Origin of the sequence: Nocardiopsis lucentensis DSM 44048 (assembly GCF_000341125.1) — a bacterium.
Lineage (GTDB): Bacteria > Actinomycetota > Actinomycetes > Streptosporangiales > Streptosporangiaceae > Nocardiopsis > Nocardiopsis lucentensis.
The window spans coordinates 1-20,242 of record NZ_ANBC01000736.1; the positions used below are offsets into that span (position 1 = coordinate 1).

The window sequence follows — 20,242 nt, forward strand, 5'->3', positions numbered from 1 at the left end:
CGCGCGCTGGGACTCATTCTCCCGGAGGTCGATCTGCTGGGTGACGGGGGAGGGCAGCCACCCGTGCTCCGCGGACGGAAGCGGGAGCGCGGACAGCTCCTCCAGGATCCGGTCGGTGTCGGGACGCGCCTCCGGGTCCTTGGCCAGGCACACGGCGGCCAGGTCGCGGAGCACCCCCTCGGGGACCGTGTCGAGGCGGGGCGCCCCGGACAGGACCCGGTGCAGGACGGCGGCCGGGTGGCCCGCACCGAACGGCGGCTCCCCGGAGGCCGCGAAGACCACTGTCCCGGCCATCGAGAACACGTCGCTGCGCGGCGAGACCTCGTCACCGGTGACCTGCTCGGGAGACGTGTAGGCGGGGGTGCCCAGGGTCTGGCCGGTGCGGGTCAGGACGGTGCCCTCCACGGCCCGGGCGATCCCGAAGTCGATCACCTGGGGCCCGCGCGGTGAGAGCAGGACGTTGCTGGGCTTGAGGTCGCGGTGCACGATCCCGGCCGCGTGGATGGTGTCGAGGGCGCGCGCCAGCCCCAGGGCGAGAACCCGCAGCGACGGCTCCGGGAAGGGGCCGCCCGCGAGGACGGCGTCCTTCAGCGTTGGACCGGGGACGTACTCGGTGGCCATCCAGGGAGCGGGCGCGTCGGGATCGGCGTCCACGACCGCGGGGGTGAACGGCCCCCGGACGAGGCGGGCGGCGCGGATCTCCCGGCCGAAGCGGGCGCGGAACCGGGTGTCGAACGCCAGGTCCTCCTTGACCACCTTCAGGGCGCACAGGTGGCCGTCGGGGGTGCGCGCGAGGTAGACCTCGCCCATCCCGCCCGCGCCCAGGCGGGCGAGGAGACGGTGGGGGCCGATGTACGGGGGATCTCCTGGGGTGAGCGGCTGCACGGTGGGTGGGGTCCTCACGGGGTCCGAGGTCCTGCCCCGGTGGTCGTTCGGCCGGGGTGGGGGGCGTCCGTCAATCTAGTCGTTCATCGACGAACGCCCCAGAGCCCCACCCCCCCATCCGGTTCCCCCGAAGCCGGTTCCCTGGTCCGGCCACCCCAGGGGGTCGCCGTTCGGGCGCCGGCGGAGTTCCCAAGGGTGGGGCCGCGCCGTGGGCGTCCGTTGAGGGGGTGGGCGACGGGCGGGCCCAAGCGAAGCGGCGGGGCCGAGGAGAACACCGTCAGGGGCGGGAGGCCGTGGCCCCGGCCCAGATGTTGACGTCGGACTCGACGGCCCACGCGTCGATACGTCGCAACTCCTCGTCGGTGAACTCCGGGGCGTCCAGCGCGCTCAGGTTGTGTTCGAGTTGCTCGACACCGGAGGCTCCGACGAGCGCCGTGGTCACCGTGCGCGGGCCCTGGTCGCGCAGGACCCAGGAGATCGCCATCTGCGCGAGGCTCTGGCCGCGTTCGGCCGCGATGGCGTCGAGCGCGCGGGCCCGCTCCAGGACGGTGTCGGAGAGCATGTTCTTCCGCCAGCTGGGGCGGCCCACTCCGGCGCGGGAGTCGGCGGGCACGCCCCCGTCCAGGTAGCGGGAGGTCAGAACGCCCTGGGCCAGCGGTGAGAAGGCGACCACGCCCATGCCCTCGTCGTCGGCGGCGGCCAGGAGGCCGTCCTCGATCCAGCGGTTGAGCATGGAGTAGGAGGGCTGGTGGACGACCAGGGGTGTGCCCAGCTCGCGCATGATCCGCGCGGCCTCGCGCGTGGCGGCGGGGCTGTAGGAGGAGATGCCCGCGTACATCGCCCGGCCGGACACCACCGCGTGGTGGAGGGCGAGCATGGTCTCCTCCAGCGGTGTGTCCTGGTCCGGACAGTGGCTGTAGAAGATGTCGACGTAGTCCAGGCCCATCCGCTGGAGAGAGCGGTCGAGGGAGGACAGCAGGTACTTGCGGGAGCCGCCGCGCAGGTGGGGGCCGGGGCCCATGACGTATCCGGCCTTGGTGGTGATGACCAGCTCGTCGCGGTAGGGGCGCAGGTCGCGGTCGAGGATCCGGCCCAGGTTCTCCTCGGCGCTGCCGGGCGGCGGGCCGTAGTTGTTGGCCAGATCGAGGTGGAAGACACCGAGGTCGAAGGCTCGGAGGAGGATGCGGCGCTGGCCCTCGAAGTCGCGGTCGGCACCGAAGTTCTGCCATAGCCCGAGGGACAGGCGGGGCAGGTGGAGGCCGCTGTTGCCGCAGCGTCGGTACTCCACGGAGTCGTAGCGGTCCTCGCTCGCGACGTGTGTGCCCACGGTATGTCCCTTCGTCGGTCTGCGTCTGAGGGGACAGTTTCGCAGACCAGGACATTCCAGGCGTCATCGGCGACAGAGGGGCGCCGTGCCGCGAGAGCGGGTACGGGTGTCGTACGTCGCGGACGCGTCGTGGATCAGGCGGCGGTGAGTCCGGCCAGCGCGTGGCCGTGGTGGTGGGAGGACTCGGGGATCCGCGCGAACGGGTTGAGGAGGGCGGCCGCGCCCACCGGGTCGCTCGCGGGGTGGGAGACGGTCTCGCCACCGCGGAAGAGGTCGGTCCAGAAGAACCGGCCGTCGCGGCACCAGACGTTGACGTCACGCTGGACCGACACGACGGCCATCTCGGACGTTCCGGACCAGTAGAGCTGCCGGGGAGTCAGGGACGCGAGCTCGCCCAGGAGCGCGGTGATCGCGCGCTCGGCACAGAAGGCGTGGCGAGGCTTGTGCTTGACTCGCCTGGCGAGGGCCGACTTCGCCCGGGAGGCCCGGGGGTTGTTCAGGCGCCAGTGACTCAAGGTCGTCTCCAGTGTGTGTCGGGTACCGCGTGCAGACCGTGTGCGCTTGTCGCGACCACGAGCCGCGGTTCGAGGGGCGCCGCCGCCGCTGTCGCGTGAGCGGGTTCCCTCCACAAAGTTGGTGAGGCGTGAACCGTGTCGTTACCTCGTAGTTATTCTTTGCGCTCCGGATGCTAGCAGCAATCGACCCTCCGTGGTCGAGGCTTTTGGGAGTGACCAATCTCACAATTAACGAATGGGTATCAGCTTGGAGTTTGAGAGAACCACCAGCTGAGGATGCCTATTTCGAACATAAGTCTGAGAGTTTTCGAGGCTGAAAGAGATGCGGAGTCTCGTTCCCGCTGTCGCGGTGATCACCCGCTTTTGCGACTACCGGGCGTCATTACTTCACCCACGGTGACTTTACGCAGGTGAGGAGTCCTTTACCCGGATCGGGCCGGGTCTTGTGCCTTCCGCCGTCGGGGGTTCACATGCCTCCATGCCCGTTTTGCGCCCCCGGTGACCCCGGTGTATGGGGTGGTCGCGCGGCTGGAGGACACTGGAACGGGTCGAACGAGGAGAGAAGCCGCGCAGTGACACAGACCAATACATCCGGTGACCCGATCGCGACTCGTCCGGGTTCCGTCCCCTCCGAACCGGCGGGCGGCGCCCGCGCCTGGCTCGTCTGGGGCGTCGCCGTCGGCGGCTACTTCCTGGCGATGCTGCACCGCAACGGCCTCGGTGTCGCCGCGCTGGAGGCGCAGGAGAGGTTCGACGTCGGCCCCGCCCTGCTGTCCCTGTTGCCGATGCTGCAGCTCCTCGTGTACGTCCTCCTCCAGGTGCCCTCCGGGCTGCTGGCCGACCGGCTCGGTCCGCGCTACGCCCTCGTGATCGGGATGGGCGCGATGGTCGGCGGAGCGTGTCTGTTCGCGCTCGCGCCCGGGGTGGAGGCGGCCGTCGCCGGCCGGTTCCTCATCGGACTCGGAGACGCCCTCGTCTTCCTCAACGTCATCCGCCTGGCCGCCCTCTGGTTCCCCCGCGAGCGCTACGCGCTCGTCAGCGGCCTCACCGGAGTGGTCGGGGGGACCGGTCAGGTGGCCAGCGTCGCGCCGCTGGCGTGGGCGCTGGAGGGCATGGGCTGGGTGGCCGCCTTCCTCGCCACGGCCGGGCTCACGGCGCTCATGGCCGTGCTGGTGCTGCTGATCGTGCGGGACCGCCCCGCGGGGGCGGCCGGCAGGTCCACCGTGGCCGAGCCGATGCCCGTCTGGGCGGCGCTCGGAGAGGCGCTGCGGGCGCGCGGTCCGCGGATCGGGATGGCACACCACGCGGCCGTCATGGCGCCGTTCACGATGATGATGGTGCTGTGGGGGTACCCGTTCCTCGTTGGCGGCCTGGGATTGTCCGAGGGGGCCGCCGCGCTCACGCTCACGGGCCTGGCCGCCGGGGGGCTGTGGATCGCGCCGTTCGCGGGTGTCGTCATCGGCCGCTGGCCGAACGCGCGCGTGTGGCTCGGGCTGACCCTGGGCACGTCGCTGAGCGCGGGGCTGCTGCTCCTGGTGCTGTGGCCGGGTGGGGCGCCGACGGGTGCGGGGATCGCGGTCCTGGCGCTGACCGCGCTGGGGCAGACGCTGGCGCCGACGGTCTCCTTCGACTTCGCCCGGGACGGTATCCCGGTCAGCCGCACCGGTGTCGCCTCCGGTCTGGTGAACATGGCGGGCTTCTCCACCGCCGTGCTGTGCACCGTCCTGGCCGGGGCCGTGCTCCAGGTCCTGCCCGAGTCGCCGACCTCCTTCCAGTGGGCGTTCGTGCCCATCTGCCTGACCACGCTCTGCGCGACCGTGGTTCTCTGGCGCCTCGTCCTGCGGCGTCGGTGAGCCCGACCCCCGGGTGATATCATGAGATATCACTTGGAGGTGATCGTATGGCCGATGTCCTGATCCGCAACGTGCCGGACAGTGTCCTGACCGCGATCGACGCGGACGCCAAGAGACACGGACTGTCGCGCAGCGAGTACCTGAGACGCTCTCTGGAGCGGACGGTGAGAAGCGCTGGCGCCTCGGTGACGGAGGACGACCTGTCGCGCTTCGCCGAAGCTTTCTCAGACCTCGGGGACCCGGAAGTCATGAAACGGGCGTGGGAATGACCTGGTTGATCGACAAATCCGCCTTGGTTCGGCTGGGAACCAGTCCGGGCGCGCGGGAGTGGGCCGCGCGCATCGAGAGGGGCCTGGTACGGATCTCCACGGTGACCAGACTGGAGGTGGGTTTCTCCGCGCGGTCCGGCGGGGAGTTGAGGAACCACCTCGGCCGGCCTCCGCTCTCGGCGATGCCGGTCGAGTACGTCACCCCCGCCATGGAGGAACGGGCGGTCGAGGTCCAGACACTGCTCGCGGACCGGGGGCAGCACCGGGTTCCTGGAGTGCCGGACCTCCTCATCGCGGCGGTGGCGGAACGGGCCGGTCTGACCGTGCTCCATCTCGACAAGGATTTCGAACTGATCGCCGAGGTTACCGCACAGCCGGTCGAGAGACTGAGACTCGCCTGACCGGCCTGGACCGGGAACACGCGAGGGGCGGGGCGGCCGCCGGCCGCCCCGCCCCTCGGGCGTGGGAGACGCGTTAGAACGCGGACTCGGGCACGTCCATGAGCTCCAGGTTCACGCCCTCGGCGATCCGGCGCTCGGCGGCGATGCGCGGCAGGAACTGGTCGGCGAAGAAGCGCGCGGCGGCGATCTTGCCGGTGTAGAAGTCCTTGTCCGCGCCCTCGGCGCCGTCGATGCTGTTCAGGGCCACCTCGGCCTGGCGCAGCAGCAGCCAGGACAGGACGACGTCACCGAAGGCCATGAGCAGGCGGGTGGAGTTCAGGCCCACCTTGTACAGCTCGCGGGGCTCCTCGGCCGCACCCATCGTGTGGCCGATCATGATCTCGACGATCTTCTCGACGTGCTCGACCGCCTCCAGGAGCAGCCCGCGCTCCTCCTTCAGCTGGCCGTTGCCCGCCTCGCTCTGGGCGAAGCCCTTGATCTCGGCGGCGAGCTTGCCGATGGCGGCGCCGCCGTTCTTCACGATCTTGCGGAAGAAGAAGTCCTGCGCCTGGATCGCGGTGGTGCCCTCGTAGAGGGTGTCGATCTTGGCGTCGCGGATGTACTGCTCGATCGGGTACTCCTGGAGGTACCCGGAGCCGCCCAGGGTCTGGAGGGACTCGGCCAGCAGCGCGTAGGAGCGCTCGGAGCCCACGCCCTTGACGATCGGCAACAGGAGGTCGTTCATCGCCTCCAGCTCCTTGACGTCCTCACCGGCCGCCTGAGCGATCTGGATCGCGTCCTGCTGGGTGGCGGTGTACAGGACGAGGGAGCGCATGGCCTCGACGTAGGACTTCTGCGTCATGAGGCTGCGGCGCACGTCGGGGTGGTGCGTGATGGTGACCTTGGGGGCGTTCTTGTCGCCGCCGGCGGTCAGGTCGGAGCCCTGCTTGCGCTCCTTGGCGTACTCCAGGGCGTTGAGGTAGCCGGTGGAGAGGGTGGCGATCGCCTTCGTCCCGACCATCATGCGCGCGTACTCGATGATGAGGAACATCTGGCGGATGCCGTCGTGCTTGTCGCCGACGAGGTAGCCGATGGCGGGGGGCTTGTCGCCGAAGGTCAGCTCGCAGGTGGTGGAGGCCTTCAGGCCCATCTTGTGCTCGACGTTGGTCACGTAGGCGCCGTTGCGCTCACCGAGGGAACCGTCCTCGTTGACCAGGTACTTCGGAACCAGGAAGAGCGAGAGGCCCTTGGTTCCGGGGCCCGCGCCCTCGGGGCGCGCGAGCACCAGGTGGAAGATGTTCTCGGTCATGTCCTGCTCGGCCGAGGTGATGAAGCGCTTGACGCCCTCGATGTGCCAGGTGCCGTCGCCCTGGTCGACCGCCTTGGTGCGCCCGGCGCCGACGTCGGAGCCGGCGTCCGGCTCGGTCAGCACCATGGTGGCGCCCCAGCCGCGTTCGATCGCGAGCTTGGCGAACTCCTTCTGCTTCTCGTTGCCCTCGGAGTGGAGGATGCTCGCGAAGCCCGGGCCCGCCGAGTACATGTGGATGGAGGGGTTGGCGCCGAGGATGAGCTCGGCCGCGGACCACACCAGGGAACGGGGGGCGCCGAGGCCGCCGAGCTCGGGGGAGAGGTCGAGGTTGTACCAGCCGGCGTCCATGTAGGCCTGGTAGGACTTCTTCAGGCTCTCGGGGATGGTGACCGTGTTGGTCTTCGGGTCGAAGACCGGCGGGTTGCGGTCGGCGTCCTCGAAGGACTCGGCGACGACACCGGTGGCGAGCCGGTTGATCTCGTCGAGGATGGTACGGGCGGTGTCCTCGTCGAGTTCCTCGAACGGACCCTTGCCCAGCACGTCCTGGCGCTTGAACACCTCGAACAGGTTGAACTCGATGTCGCGCAGGTTGCTCTTGTAATGCGTCATGGACAGCTCCGCTGTGTCCCGGCCGCGGTGTCTGTACACGCGGATCTACCGACTAGTAACAAGTCAATGTTACTACCCAGTAGCACCGTGCGCCAGTGGGGGAAGGCACATCTGGCGTACGGGCGAGTGATGTGTGGCGCCGTCGCAGGTCAGGAGCGGGAAATCGACCGTCGCGGAGGGTGATGGAACCGCTCCCGAGCGGGGTCCGGCGCGGCGTCGGGGTAACGCTAGCGGGTGGCGTCGCCGCGGCTCGGCACCGCCTCCCGGGATCACCAGGCGCGGCCCTCGGGCGGGTCGTCCAGGTGCGGAGCGGATCGCGTGGCCGGGCGTGCTCCTATGCTCGGACGTGCACGAACACCTGATGTGGGGGGCCACGACACCATGCTGGAGATGCTGCCCGGGCTCACCCGGATCTACGAGGAGTGGGCGCAGAGGTACCCCGACGTCCAGCCCCTCACCATCCAGTTCGCCGCGGACGGCCAGAGTGGGGAGGGCCTGGATGGCGTCCTCGCCTACCCCCTGGAGGGGCACTGGCTCCTGGTGGGCTTCGGCCTGACGGAGCTGGGCGAGAAGACCAGCGAGGAGAAGCGGATCTCCGGTGCGGGGTTCGAGTTCACCTGCCGGATCCCGCGCGACCCCGACGACCGCTCCGTGCCCGCCTGGATCCTGCGCGTCCTGCACGCGCTGGCCGACCACTTCCTCGCGGGCAGCGACCTGGACGTCGGCCACTGGATCGTCACGCCCTCGCCGCTCGGCGGCGGGCCCTCCAACGGCGACATGACCTCGCTGGTCATCGTCCCCGACGTCGAGGTCCGCGCCATGCAGACGGAGAACGGGCTGGTCATGTTCTTCCAGCTCGTGGGTCTGACCGCCGACGAGGGCGCGCACGCGCAGGAGGCGGGGACGGCCGCCCCGCTCGTCGCCCTCCTGCGCGACCGCGACCCGAAGCTGCTCACGGACCCCGGTCGCGAGCCGGTCCGCCTCTGAGCCGACGGGCCGCCGCCCCACCGGGTCCCGGCACCGGGCCGTGCCTCAGCGGGCCCGCGCGCCGACGGGGACGAGGGTGAGCGCCGTCCGGTCGAGGCCGTCCACGTGGAGGAGGGCGTTGACCGCGTCGTCGGCGAACCCGGACACCACCAGGCTCCGCAGCCCCAGCGCCGTGGCGCACAGCGTCAGGTTCTGCGCGATGTGCCCGGCCTCCTGGAGGAGGAGGCGCAGGGCGCGCTGCCCGTAGCCCGCACGCAGTCTTCCCACGTCTCCCACCAGGACCACGAGGGCCCCGACCGTGTCGGCCACGGCCCCGGGGCGCCCGTCGGCCTCTCTCCGGAGGAAGGGGGACAGCCCCACCAGGCGCTCCGTCCCATGGGGGCCGTCGGTCCGGAGCAGGGCGTGTTCCTCGGCCAGATAGCGGTACGTGCCGGGCGCCAGACCGGCCACGTACCGGGCCACCACGTGGATCTCGGTGGCGTAGGCCGCGCCCGGGCTGGGGTGGTTGCGAGGGGGGAGGCGGCGGCCGGTCTCGTCGGCGCGGGCCGGGCTCAGCCCGGCGGAGTGGGCGAGGAGGCTGGAGAGGTCGGTCAGGGCCAGGTGGGAGCCGTAGTCCCCGTGCACGCTCGACCTGCGGGCCAGGACCTCCCCCAGCTCGGCCGTGAGCGGACCGGGTTCGGGAAGGTCGACCACGGAGGCGCCTGGGGTGGGCGGGAGGGGCCGCTCCGGCGGCACCGGGCGGGGCAGGTGCTCACCGCCGATCGTCGCCGCCCGGTACTTGCTCGCCTCCGCGTACACCCGGTCCGGGGCGGTCGTCTCGGGGGAGAAGTAGTCGCCGGGCGGCTCCCGGCGCGGATAGGAGAGGGACAGCAGCCAGGCGAGCAGGCGCTCGTCCTCGATGTCCAGTCCGAGACGGTTGTGGGTCATGTGCAGCAGGGACCACACGACGCGGGTGAGGTCGTTGGTGAGCTCCATGCCCCGGAGGCGCGTCACGGTCTCCCGCAGCGCCCGGTGCCACAGGTGGTGGGTGGAGTCGCCCTCGGCGGCGACCAGCCGCTCCACCTGGTCGCGCCGCCCCGACCACCGCGACGGGGCGGAGTGGAAGAGCCGCTCGGCCGCCTCGCGCGCCCGGTCGTCGCCCCGGGCGACCTCGGCGGAGTAGTCCCACCCGAAGTAGTAGCCCCGGGCCTGTCCGACGGCCTCCACGTCGGAGAACCCGAGCACGCCGAAGGCCAGCGCCGTCAGGTCGGCGGCGACCACCAGCCGCTGGTCCGGCCGGGGCGCGGCGCGCAGCACCGCCAGGCTGATCCTCGTGCTGACGCAGAAGAAGTCCTCGCACACCTCCAGGGCCTCGGGGCCGCCGTAGCGCTCGGTCTCCGGCGCGTAGACCGCGTCGACCACGTCGCCGTCGTCGTGCCAGCGGTCCGGGTCGGCCTGGGGCAGTCTCGCGTAGTAGTCGGCGCTGCTCAGCTCGATCGCGTCCCCGGCGGTCTCCTTCGCCGCGGTGCGCATGTGTTCGGCGAACGCCCGGACGGCGTCGGCGTCCGCATCCAGGAACCGCACCCGAAGGTGGGGCCCGCCGTCCCAGTACCGCAGGAAGAACCAGGCGCGCGCGAGTCCCGCGGACACCAGTTCCTCCGCTCGGGGGGCCAGGCGGTCGAGCAGGAACGCGTCGATGCGGTCGCGGTCGCGGTGCAGGTGGACGTACACGGCCGTCCAGGCGCGCGTCATGGTGTGCTCCCTCCGTGACCGGGGGTCGGTGGGGCGGCGTCGACGGGGACGTCCATGTAGGCGCCGCGTTCGGCCCGCACCCACAGTTGGTAGGCGGGGGTCTGGTCGGGGGCGAACCCGAGCGCGGCGGCCCACTCCGCCTCCTCGTAGTTGCGCATGGGTCGGGCGCACAGCCCGGTGGCGGCGGCGCCCAGACAGCCCCACTGGGCGATCCAGCCGAGGAGGGTGTGCAGGACGGTTTCCGCGTGGGGTCCGTGGGCGCGGGCCCACGGGATGAAGTCCACGGCCAGGGTGAAGCCGAGGGAGGAGGAGAAGGGGGTCGCGTCGGTCCGGGGGACGGGCCGCCCGGGGTGCCGGGCCCCGTCGGGGCCCAGCTCGCGTGCGGTGCGGTCGTCGATCCGGCCGTCCGCCAGGGTCTGCTGGTACAGCTTCAGGGAGTCGGGGCCGGGGGCCACCGACCGCGCCGCGCCGAGGGCCGCGGTGAGGGCGTCCGTGATCGTGGAGCCGCGTTCGGGTGAGACGTGTGCGCTGGTCACGAGGTTGGCGGTGGAGACGCCGCTGGTGCGGTCGTCCAACCAGCCGCGCAGGTGTGTTCCGGTCGGGGCGGCCGTCTCCGAGGCCCGGGCCACCGCCTCGGGCCGCAGTGAGGGGCCGTCCTCGTCACCGTCCGTGCCGAGGGTGACGCGGGCGCAGGAGAGGAGCCCGTCGGGCAGGGGCGCGGCCGCGGGCCCCAGGCGCGTCCGGGGGCGCAGACCCGCGCGGGTCAGGGTGAGCCCGAGCGTCGCCGCCAGGTGGCCGCCCTCCAACAAGGCCAGCGACGGTCGCAGCCGGCCGTACTCGGGCGGATAGCGCCGGTGGTCCACCGCGACGACCAGGTGGGCATCGGTCAGGGCGGTCTCCGGGTCGTCGGGGAGGCGGGCCCCCGCCACCGGGTGGAGCGCGTGCGACTGGGGGTCCACCCGTAGGCAGCCGGAGCCGCGCCCGGCGGGCACGACGAACACGTCGGCGCCGAACAGCCCGCGGGGGGAGGGGTAGGCGCGGTGCACGGGGTAGCGGTCGGCGGCCGACAGCCTGCGCACCCGCACCGCCTCCACGCTCGCGGCGAGCATCCGCTGTACGGGGGACCAGGGGCCGCCGAGCGGGGGGCCGGCGGCGGCCAGACCGCGCAGCGGCTCCAGGGCGGGGAGCGTGAGGGGCGGTTCCCCGGCGCCGTCGGTCGGACCGCTGGACAGGACCGGTCCGGAGAACAGTGTCTCCGGCTGGGCGACGTCCTTGCCGTGCGACTGCGCGTGGAACGCCGCCAGGACGGGGGCGAGGTCGTCGGTCACGGGAACGGGTGCGGAACCGGGTGGATCGTGCCGGGGCTCTCCCATGGGACTCCTCCCTCGAACAGCGTGTGCGCGCGGGTGAGCCGCTCCAGGGAGCGGGTCCGCCGGTGGGTGTGGCCGAAGGTCATCGGCAGCGCGCCCGGGACGATCACCTTCACCGACCGCACCCCCGCGGCCGCCACGTAGGGCGCGCTGCTCTGGTCCACCACCACGACGTCCAGACCGAGGTCGTGCATCCGGGCCAGGCGGGCGCCGAGCACGGCGGTGAGGTCGGCGCCGGCGAACGAGGAGGGGTGTCCCGCCCGGAACTCCTCCTCCGACACGGTGCCCGTGGGTGCGTCCAGGAACTCCCAGTGCGGTCGGGCCTCCCACAGGCCGTGCATGCCGGTGTGGTCCTCCAGGGTCCGGACCAGGGTGAAGTCGTCGAGCATGGGGCGGCAGCGCTCCACGTTCACCGACGGCCGCATCCGCACCCACTTCGGGTACATGAGCGCGTTGGTGACGGTCTCCTCGACCGCCGCCATGAGTGCGCGGCGGGGGTCGGGGTGCGCGCCGGTGGCGAGGCTGAGCGCGGGCGCCAGGCCTTCGCGGACGTCCTCCTCCAGGGCGGTCACCGTGGCCAGCGCGGTCGGGACGCCCAGGTCGGAGGTGAGGTCGAGGATGCGCAGGGTCAGGCGGCGCTCGTCCAGCAGGTCCAGCAGGTGGGCGAGGTCGGGGTTCCGGCGCACGTCCACCTCCCGCAGCCGGGTGCGCGAATACCAGGCGAGCAGGAACGCGTCCCGTTCCACCACCTCGAACAGGCCGTACATGACGGCCTCCTCCAGGGAGGAGCCGACCGCGCACCCGTTGGAGGACTCGTAGAGGAAGCGGGTCCCGTGGTCTCCGGCGTGCCAGTACGCCACGTGTTCGGGCACCAGGACTCGGCGCCGCTCCAGGGTGGACCACCCCCACACCCAGGTCGTGGGGGTGTCCGGTGTGTACGGGACGAGGTCGAAGGCGGGGTGGCCGTACCACCCGGGTTCGTGCGGGCCGAGCCGTTCGGGGTCCACGGCGTCGTCGGCGAGCTGGCTGTAGGAGCCGGTCACCGTCGCCGCGCCGGACAGCCGGCGGCCTCCCGTCACGCGCTCCACGCCCTCGAGGAGGGCGGGGACCTCGCTGGCGGAGAACCGGGTGGAACGGCCGTAGCCGCCCTCCCGCGTGGAGTGTCCGGGGGCGACGGTCTCGCAGGTGACGAGGGGCAGCGGTGACTCCTCGTCGCGGTAGACGTGCGCGGCCGGGCCGAACCGGAAGTCGAGCAGCCGTTCGCGCAGGTCGGTCCGGTCCACGGCGCGGGTGCGGAGTGCGTCGCCGACGGTCGGCTGGGGGGTGCGGGGGTCGAGCGTCCCGGGAGGGGAGAGCCCGGCCCCGTCGGGGAAGCAGGACGCGCAGTGCGGATGGGGGACGAACCGGTGCCGGGTCACCTCCCCGGTACGGCAGTCCAGCGCGACCAGCGCGAGCCGCAGCTCCTCGAGTCCGGCGAGGGCGGCGTCGGCCAGGCGGGCGAAGGCGTCCGACCACAGGGCGAACAGGGCCGGGTCGGCGGCGGCCCGGTCGGGGTCGACACCGCCCTCCACGTCGCGCCGCCACAGTCCCGCGCAGCGGGCGCATCCCGTGCCTCCGGCGGGTGTCCAGGGGCCGAGGACCGCGAGGGCGCCGTTCATGCCGGTGTACAGCACGCCCCCGCCGACGCGGGTGGCGTGCGGTTCGGCCATCGTGGCCCCGGTCGGGCGGGGGACGCGCGCGGTCACGACCATCGGGCCACCGCCGCGAACACACCGCGCCGCCGCCAGTCCCGGGCGCCGTCCGGCTCCTCCACCCGGACCAGCCCCGTCTCCCGGCACCACCGGGCGAGTGAGGCGGTGGCCGGGTCGGTCCGGGCCGCGCTCCGGACCACGGAGCCGTGGGTGGCCTGGGCCCCGGCCACGGCTCGGAGCAGAGCCTCCCGCACACACGCGTCGGGGTCGGCCGCCGTCGCGGCCCCGAGGAGGACGTCCTGCGGGGTGAGGAGCGTGGTGAGCCACAACCCCTCCCACGCGCGGACCCGGAGCCGGGCCGAGACCCCGAAGCGCAGGGTCAGCGCCGCCCACAGTCGACGCGCGGGGGCGGACAGGGAGGGTGGCTCGACGTCCTTCCACGCGTCCGCCCGGTCGGTCAGGACCAGGTCCCCGACGGCCGCGCCGACCGCGGCGAGCGGTGTCAGCCCGAGCCCGAGCCCGCGTCCGCCGTCTCCGCTCTCCCGCGGGCGGTGCCGCCACGCGGTGGCGTGCAGACCGCCGAGCAGGGCGTCCACCCTGGCCTGCGCGGTGGTGAGTCCGCAGCCGACGAGGTCGGAGCGCTCCACCCGGGCCAGGCCCACGGGGAGCTGGGGAAGGTCGCCGGGGAGGGGGGCTCCCACCGGACCGAACACCCGGTCCCACAGGTGCGCGACCGCGTCCAGCTGGTCGGGGGCCTCGGCGGGGGGCGTGCCGTCGAGGCCCCCGGGGGCGAAGGGCGTGGTGCGTACCGGGTCCAGCGCGGGAGGGGCGACGAAGGGGTGCGGTTCGCTGACCAGGTCGTCGGTGGTCACCATGAACTCCGGGTCCGACTCGGGGACCTCTCCCGGGCCGGGTTCCGCGGGGGAGTCCTGCGGGCCGTTCGCGCAGCGCGCCACGTGGGCGACCAGTGCCAGGGCCAGCTGGGCGGCGACGAGGGAGCGGGTGATCCCCAGCGCGGCCTCCTCCAGCGGGGGGCGGTTCCGCTCCGGGGCCCGGTACCGACACCAGTCCTGGACACGTTCGACCAGGTCGGGGGTGGCGGAGGTGGTGCGGGGGCCGGACAGCCACACGCCCTCGCCGGACGCGATGAGGTGCAGGGCCTCCCCGTGCCCCGGGACGAGGAGACGCGTGGTCAGCGGGGTCGCGTCGTCGGATCCGGGCTCGGTTCGCACGGAGCGGAAGCCCGCGCGCTCCAGCGCGCGGTGGACCTCCGACCTCAGCCGGGGGCAGGAGGCGCGGACCAGGACCGTGCTCTGGTGCAGGGAACGCAGCGCCGCGAACGGTCGCCGGGTCATCGCCTCCAGGTGGGCGAAGGCGGCGCGGTCCGACTCGGCGAGGTCGGCCTCCTCCTCCACCTCGCGCAGGAAGCCGTGCTCCTCCAACTGGTCGAGCATGCCCTCGAGGAAGGGCCGTCCCCGGGCGGGGAACCGGGCGGTCAGGGCGCCGCGGACGAAACCCGTGCGCAGCGTGGGTTCCAGGGCCCGCCACACGGTGTCGGCCTGGGCCCCGCGGATGACGACGGCGGTCGCGCCCATGCTCACGGCGACGCCCTCCTCCGCGAGGGACCGGGCACGGACGGCGCTCTTGAGGCGTGTGGGAACCGTGTGGTCAGTCATCGCCCACCCACGGGAGGGTCGGCCTCAGCTCGGGGTCGCTCTGCTGGTGGGCGACGACCCTGGCCACGGTCTGTTCCCAGGTCTCGCCGACCACCTCCTGTGCGGCTTCGGTGAGCAGGTAGGCGACGGAGTACCGCTGAACCGGCGTCACCCCCATGAGGGGCAGCAGGTCGAAGAAGCAGTTGATCACGAACCGGAACGCCGCGAACCCGTGTCCGTCGCCGAGCCTGGTGAAGTCCAGTTTCCTGAATTCCTGGTGGAAGTCGCTGTAGGAACGTTCGTCCGACCCGCTCCAGCGCACCCGCGTCGCGTCCCCGAACCGGGCCGCCGCGTCGAGGCGGTCCGGGTGCGGGAACGGCAGGATGTGCCCTTCCTCGGCGAGCGCGGTCGCCTCGGGCAGCCAGCGCCGGGTCCAGTCGAGCCAGGACAGCGCGGACGGGTCGTCCGTGGTGCCCTCGTGCACCGCGCGCAGGGCGGTGACCAGCCCCTCGCGCTGGTCCCGGTAGGCGGCGGCGAGCCGTTCCTGGGCCGTCCCTTCCGGATCGGACCAGTGGAAGTACTCCTTCCAGTGTGAGAGGAACGCCTGGTACCCGGAGCGCAGCCCCCACTCGGGGTAGCGGGAGGCGATCGCCGCCATCCCGGCGAACACGTGCGGGACCGCGGCCCGGCCGTCGACCCGGTCGGCCACGCGGGAGAGCCCGTCGGTCAACACCCGGCCCTTGAGCGCGACCGCCTCGGGGCCGCGCAGGAACGTGTCGACCGGGTCGTCCCGCAGCCACCGGACGGAGTTGTCCGGTTCCAGGGGCGCGTAGGGCGGCTCCACCAGTTCCATGCGGCCCATCCGTTCGGAGAACGCCGCGTACCGCCCGGGGTCGAGGGCGTGCGTCGAGGGGTTGCGCTCCAGGAACTCCTCGACGTCGGCCGCGGCGCACCCGGCCGCCTCCGCCACCGGCACGGGGTCGCCGTCGAGGTAGAGCACGCAGTGCGGGCCCAGCCGCCAGTGCAGGTGGAGCCACGCGGAGTCGATACCCGCCTGGGCCGCGATCCGCCGGGCGGTCGGGACGAGGCACTCTCCCAGGAGCGCGCTCTTGTCGCTGTCGTAGTAGGTCACTCGGAGTCCGACGGTCAAGGGAGCAGCCTCGCTTCGCCTGGGGGATCGGGCATCGGAGGGGACGGGGGCCGGGGGACGGCGGAGAGTTCGAGGAACACCTCGGTGGCGTGGCGCCCGTCCGGTCCCCTCAGACCACCGTCCTCGGGGCTCGGCAGGAACTCCTCCACCATCAGGGTCGGACCCAGGTGGGCCAGTCGTTTGGCCGCGGTGGCCGTGTGCAGCCTGCTCAGGAAGTCGACGTGCTGGGGCTTGGGCGCCATGGCGCGCTCCAGGGGGCCGAGCCGGGCGCCCTGGAGCGGGCGCGCGAACACCTGGTCGGGGATGCCGCGGGACAGCCGCTCCGTGTTGACCCGGCGGTACAGCGCCTCGGCCGACTCGCCCGGCTCCGCCCGCAGGGAGGACGCGTCCACGGCCCAGCGGCGGCGGAACAGCAGCACGTCGCCGAAGGAGATCCGCGGTGTTGCGCCCCCCGACGGACGGCCTCCGGCCGCTGACCCGTGTTCGTGTCGGCGGTCGTGCAGGTCCAGGGAGAGGTCGCCGAACGAGAAGAACGGCGAGTCCGCCACCATGGCCACGAGCATCTCGTCGTAGGGCAGCGCGTGCGGCACGAGGAACCCCGTGTAGACGGGGTCGATCTCCTGGCCGGTCGAGGCGAGGACGAGCCGCAGGCCGTTCGGGGTGTGGACCAGTTCCAGGTCGCGGGTGGAGGGGCCGTCGGCGAGGGTCGGCTCGTCGCGCAGGGCCAGTTCCCCGTCGGCCAGCAGCGGTGACAGGTTGGCGTTGAACCCCAGGGCGGACCTCATGTGCACGGTGGCCGAACCCTCCGGGGCCAGGCGCCGGACGTGGGCGGCCACGCGGGCGCGGACGTCGTCGGGGAGGTCGGCGAGGAACCGGCTGAAGTAGCGTGCGCGACCTCCGTACACGTGGTTGAGGACGAGGCGGCCCCGGTCGGGGTGGCCGAACACCGCGAAGGACCTCGGTGCCGCGAACTCCCGCTCCGGCAGGAGCTCGGCGATCTCGTCCACGACCCCCGGGTCCACCTCGACGGACTCGGCGTCCTCCCGCGTCAGCGCGGTGAGGTACTCCACCGCGCGCCGCCGGGCCGCCAGCAGCGCGGACAGCGCGCCGTCGGGGTCGGTCTCCCCGGCTCCGTCGGACATCAGGCGCTGCGTCAGGGGGAAGGCCGCGCGCGCCTGTTCGGCGAACTCGTCCAGGTCGGCGCACCGGCCGCCCCGGCCGTAGCGGGCCGTGAACACGCTCTCCAAGGCGCCCGACAGCACCCGCTGGTCGTCCAGCGCGAACAGCAGCGGCATCAGCCGGCGCAGGTCCGACGACCAGGCGCGGGTCCACGACCGGGGGACGGGCGCCCCGTGCGACACGAGGCAGTCCTCCACCACCGGTGCGGTGGCCGTGCCCGGCTCACCGAGGGCGTCCGACCACGACCGCTGGAGGCGGAGGATCCCGCGTGCCCGCTCCGTGCCGTCGGCCGCTCCGAAGCCGTCGAGCACCTCCTCGGTGCTCCGGAACGCCGCGGCCACCCTGGCCGCGGCCGTCCCCGGCAGCCGTTTCGCCAGGTCGTACCAGTCCCGGGCGAAGTGCGGGGACTGTTCGGCGGACGGGGCCCACGGGACCAGGATCCCCTCCCGGATGAGCCGGTCCAGCAGGTTCATCGCGTACTCCGGAGCGCAGCGCAGGTCCTCGGCGAGGCCCTCGCGCAACCCGTCCAACCGGACCGGGACGCGGGCGCGCGCCTGGAGGGAGCCGAGCAGCCGACCCCACACACCGGTCATCGGGAGACGGACCTCCTCCTCGCCGAAGGCCTCCGCGCGCAGCCCGGGTACGGGCGGCGACCAGCGCTTGCGGCGCAGGATCAGCCGCTGGCCCTCACGGCGCGCGCTACCGGTGAGCACCCACTCCAGGCCCGACCGGGCCTCGGGGTCGGCGGCCAGCACCCGGGCCGCCTGCCGGGGCAGGAGTCGGCGCAGGTCGGCCCTGGTCGAGAAGCGCAGCGGCTCGCCGTCGCGGTCCGCCGACACCGGGTGCTCCAGGTCGTCGAAGTGGACCCCGGTGTAGAGGGAGTAGGGGCTGACCTTCACCGTCGACCGCGAGAAGTACCGGACCAGCGCCGCCTCGGCCTTGCGCGCCCGTTTGTCCGGCGGCCCGTCCGCGGCGGCGCGCGCGGCCACCGCCCGGTGCAGGTCCGGGCTGGACAGCGCCGTGCTCCGGTCCACGGAGGGATCGCGCGCCCACGCGGCGAGCACGGCGCGCTCGGCCACCAGGGCGTCGGCGTGCGCGGAGTCGAGGCGCTCCACGGCCCGCGCGGTGGCCGCCCAGCTCTCCGACCACGCGGCCAGGAGCGGCACCCGTTCGAGGAGGGGGCCCTCGGAGAGCGGCTGACTCGAGCGGGGCGGACGGTCGTTGAACACGTCGCGCTTGACGGACAGCGCCTCCCGGCGGTGCCGCTCGGTCTCCAGTCCGGGGGCGACCCGGTGCAGTTCGTCGACCAACCGCGTCCGGAGGCCGTCCCGCCGCCGCTCCTCCTCGGCGAGGGCCAGCAGCAGGACGCGGTCCGCCGACACCGAGGGGTCGGGGGCGCGCAGCGGCCGGTAGGGGAACAGGTTCACACGGGAGACCAGGTAGGGGCCCTCCACCCAGTCGATGCCGGAAGCGCTCACTCCTCGCCTCCGGCGGCCCCGCGCCTGCCCGATCCGAATCCGCGCGGCTCGCGCTCGGACGCCCAGCGGAACCAGCGCAGCGCCACCACCGTGCCCCCCGCCGACCAGGCGAGCAGCAGCCACACCGACGGCCAGTCCCAGACGGGGCCGGACTCGGCGAGCGCGCCCTGGATGAGGATCGTCAGGGGGCGGCCCGGCAGTAGGTCCACGACCGCGCCCACGGTGTCGCCCAGGGGAAGGATGATGAATCCTCCGGCCAGGAACGCGGTGGGGAAGAAGACGCCGTTGACCATGGGGACGGCGGCGTCGGCGTTCGGCGGGAGCAACGAGAGGGCCGCACCCAGCGGGGCCAGGCACACGAAGCCGAGCAGGAGGGCCGCGAGCAGCTGGGGCAGCCGGGCCGGATCCGGGGTCACACCCATGCCCAGGAGGCCGATCAGGGTGACCACCACGAGCACGATCACGGCGGTGAGCAGGGTGTTCACCAGGTAGGCGCCCATCACGGTCGCCGGGCTGACCGGCGTGGTGCGGAAGCGTTTGAACAGGCCGTGGTGGCGGCGGATGGCCAGTCCGATCGCCACGTTGGCGAAGGCGACCGACATGAGGGCGAAGCCGAGGACACCGCCGTAGCTCAGGTTGGCCTGGGTGATCTCGTGCTCGCCGACCACGCGCACCGCGTCGGCCTGGGAGCGGAAGGCCAGCCCGAACCCGACGTAGAACATGACCGGCATCAGCACGATGAAGGCCAGGGTGATGGGGGAGCGCCAGAACTCCTTGAGCTCGCTGTCCACATGCAGGAGGAAGCTGCTCGGACGGCGTCGTGTCGCGGTGGTCATTTCTCGCCGCCCTCCAGCATCGCGACGTAGGCGTCGTCCAGGCTGGGCGGGACGATCGTCAGGCCGGTGATCTCGGTCCGCTCCCGCTCGGCCCACTCCTGGACCCGCCGCACCACGGCGTCCTGGTCGTCGGTGCGGATGCGGACACGGCCGTCGACGAGGGAGGCCCCCTCGGGCAGGCGGCCGTCGACGCCCTCGGGGGCGGTGAACTCCACGACGGTGGACGCCGCCGCGCCGCGGACGAGCTCCTCGGGGGACCCCGAGGCGATGAACTCCCCGTCGCGGATGACGTCCACGCGGTCGGCGAGTTCCTGGACCTCGACCAGGTCGTGCGAGGTGAGGACCACGGTGGTGCCGCTGTCGCGCAGTCCGCAGACGAGGGCGTGGATGCGGCGGCGGGACACGGGGTCCAGGCCGGTGGTGGGCTCGTCCAGGAACAGCAGTTCGGGGCGGCCGGTCAGGGCCAGGGCCAGGTCCAGGCGGCGGCGCATGCCGCCGGAGAGCGACTTGACCAGGGCACCGCGCTTCTCGGTGAGGTCGACCTGTTCGAGGACCTCGTCGACGCCGAGGGGGTCGGGGTAGTAGGAGGCGTGGCGGCGCAGGACGTCACGGACGGACAGTCCCGGCTCCAGCATCGTCTGCTGGAGGACCACGCTGATCCGGCGGCGCAGCCGCGCGAAGTCGCGGCGGTCGCCCGGGTCCAGGCCGAGCACCGACAACCGGCCGGACGTCCGGCCCCGGTGCCCCTCCAGGATCTCGATCAGGGTCGTCTTCCCGGCTCCGTTGGGGCCGAGCAGGGCGGCGATCCGCCCGGCGGGCACCTGGTAGGTGACCCCGTGGAGGACCCGGCCCCTCCCGTAGTCCTTGGTGATGTCGATGGCGTTGATCGCGTGCACGTACGGCCCTCGGTGTTCGTGGAGACGGGCGTGTGTGTGGGGGGGCGGCCCCGCCGGGGGCAGGGGGGAGCCGCCCGGGAGGGGAGTCAGCCGCACGACCCCGAGGAGCAGCAGCTGCTGCT

The 20,242-nt window shown here is 72.9% G+C and carries 16 protein-coding genes; 4 read left to right on the forward strand and 12 right to left on the reverse strand.

The window, feature by feature from the left end:
- From D471_RS0125725 to D471_RS0125735, 3 genes are all read right to left on the reverse strand, one after another.
- A partial coding sequence (locus D471_RS0125725; protein ID WP_017601279.1) for a serine/threonine-protein kinase occupies nucleotides 1-885 on the reverse strand: 885 nt, incomplete at its 3' end.
- A gap of 277 nt (nucleotides 886-1,162) precedes the next feature.
- Entirely contained in the window at nucleotides 1,163-2,212 is a 1,050-nt protein-coding gene (locus D471_RS0125730) for an aldo/keto reductase (RefSeq protein ID WP_017601280.1), read from the reverse strand.
- A gap of 134 nt (nucleotides 2,213-2,346) precedes the next feature.
- Nucleotides 2,347-2,727: a hypothetical protein gene (locus D471_RS0125735; RefSeq protein WP_017601281.1), complete on the reverse strand. Its 381-nt coding sequence runs from the start codon at nucleotides 2,725-2,727 to the stop codon at nucleotides 2,347-2,349.
- Between the two features lie 572 nt (nucleotides 2,728-3,299).
- Between D471_RS0125735 and D471_RS0125740 the strand changes: the two genes are divergently transcribed.
- The 3 genes from D471_RS0125740 to D471_RS0125750 are packed head-to-tail and all read left to right on the forward strand — an operon-like array spanning nucleotide 3,300 to nucleotide 5,250.
- Nucleotides 3,300-4,580 carry an MFS transporter gene (locus tag D471_RS0125740; RefSeq protein WP_017601282.1) on the forward strand — a complete coding sequence of 427 codons (1,281 nt, stop codon included), beginning with the start codon at nucleotides 3,300-3,302 and terminating at the stop codon, nucleotides 4,578-4,580.
- 47 nt (nucleotides 4,581-4,627) lie between these two features.
- Nucleotides 4,628-4,849: a type II toxin-antitoxin system VapB family antitoxin gene (gene vapB / locus D471_RS0125745; RefSeq protein ID WP_017601283.1), complete on the forward strand. Its 222-nt coding sequence runs from the start codon at nucleotides 4,628-4,630 to the stop codon at nucleotides 4,847-4,849.
- Nucleotides 4,846-5,250, forward strand: a complete 405-nt coding sequence (locus D471_RS0125750) for a PIN domain nuclease (RefSeq protein WP_017601284.1) — start codon at nucleotides 4,846-4,848, stop codon at nucleotides 5,248-5,250. The genes vapB and D471_RS0125750 overlap by 4 nt, the downstream gene beginning before the upstream one ends.
- Nucleotides 5,251-5,323: 73 nt before the next feature.
- Here D471_RS0125750 and D471_RS0125755 read toward each other — a convergent pair whose 3' ends face one another.
- The gene (locus tag D471_RS0125755) at nucleotides 5,324-7,147 is read right to left on the reverse strand and encodes an acyl-CoA dehydrogenase (RefSeq protein ID WP_017601285.1); all 1,824 of its coding nucleotides are present in this window, start codon (nucleotides 7,145-7,147) and stop codon (nucleotides 5,324-5,326) included.
- A gap of 381 nt (nucleotides 7,148-7,528) precedes the next feature.
- Between D471_RS0125755 and D471_RS0125760 the strand changes: the two genes are divergently transcribed.
- Complete coding sequence (locus D471_RS0125760) at nucleotides 7,529-8,134, forward strand: suppressor of fused domain protein (protein WP_026128078.1); 606 nt, start codon at nucleotides 7,529-7,531, stop codon at nucleotides 8,132-8,134.
- A 45-nt stretch (nucleotides 8,135-8,179) separates the two neighbouring features.
- On the opposite strand, the gene D471_RS0125765 is transcribed toward D471_RS0125760, so the two are convergent.
- Genes D471_RS0125765 through D471_RS0125800 form a run of 8 tightly spaced genes read right to left on the reverse strand, consistent with a single transcriptional unit; the run spans nucleotide 8,180 to nucleotide 20,120 of the window.
- A complete protein-coding gene (locus D471_RS0125765) occupies nucleotides 8,180-9,865 on the reverse strand; it encodes a thiopeptide-type bacteriocin biosynthesis protein (RefSeq protein WP_017601287.1) in 1,686 nt (561 codons plus the stop codon).
- Nucleotides 9,862-11,193, reverse strand: coding sequence for a nitroreductase family protein (locus D471_RS0125770; protein ID WP_275041350.1), 1,332 nt, complete (start codon nucleotides 11,191-11,193; stop codon nucleotides 9,862-9,864). Before D471_RS0125770 ends, D471_RS0125765 begins: the two co-directional genes overlap by 4 nt.
- Nucleotides 11,190-12,986 carry a TOMM precursor leader peptide-binding protein gene (locus tag D471_RS0125775; protein WP_017601289.1) on the reverse strand — a complete coding sequence of 599 codons (1,797 nt, stop codon included), beginning with the start codon at nucleotides 12,984-12,986 and terminating at the stop codon, nucleotides 11,190-11,192. Before D471_RS0125775 ends, D471_RS0125770 begins: the two co-directional genes overlap by 4 nt.
- Nucleotides 12,977-14,602, reverse strand: coding sequence for a hypothetical protein (locus tag D471_RS0125780; RefSeq protein WP_017601290.1), 1,626 nt, complete (start codon nucleotides 14,600-14,602; stop codon nucleotides 12,977-12,979). Before D471_RS0125780 ends, D471_RS0125775 begins: the two co-directional genes overlap by 10 nt.
- Nucleotides 14,595-15,731, reverse strand: coding sequence for a lantibiotic dehydratase C-terminal domain-containing protein (locus tag D471_RS0125785; protein ID WP_040691311.1), 1,137 nt, complete (start codon nucleotides 15,729-15,731; stop codon nucleotides 14,595-14,597). Before D471_RS0125785 ends, D471_RS0125780 begins: the two co-directional genes overlap by 8 nt.
- A complete protein-coding gene (locus D471_RS0125790; RefSeq protein ID WP_017601292.1) occupies nucleotides 15,728-18,388 on the reverse strand; it encodes a lantibiotic dehydratase in 2,661 nt (886 codons plus the stop codon). The genes D471_RS0125785 and D471_RS0125790 overlap by 4 nt, the downstream gene beginning before the upstream one ends.
- On the reverse strand, nucleotides 18,385-19,224 hold the full coding sequence (locus D471_RS0125795; RefSeq protein WP_017601293.1) for an ABC transporter permease: 840 nt from the start codon (nucleotides 19,222-19,224) through the stop codon (nucleotides 18,385-18,387). Before D471_RS0125795 ends, D471_RS0125790 begins: the two co-directional genes overlap by 4 nt.
- Nucleotides 19,221-20,120, reverse strand: a complete 900-nt coding sequence (locus D471_RS0125800; protein WP_026128079.1) for an ABC transporter ATP-binding protein — start codon at nucleotides 20,118-20,120, stop codon at nucleotides 19,221-19,223. Before D471_RS0125800 ends, D471_RS0125795 begins: the two co-directional genes overlap by 4 nt.
- Nucleotides 20,121-20,242: the final 122 nt, after the last annotated feature.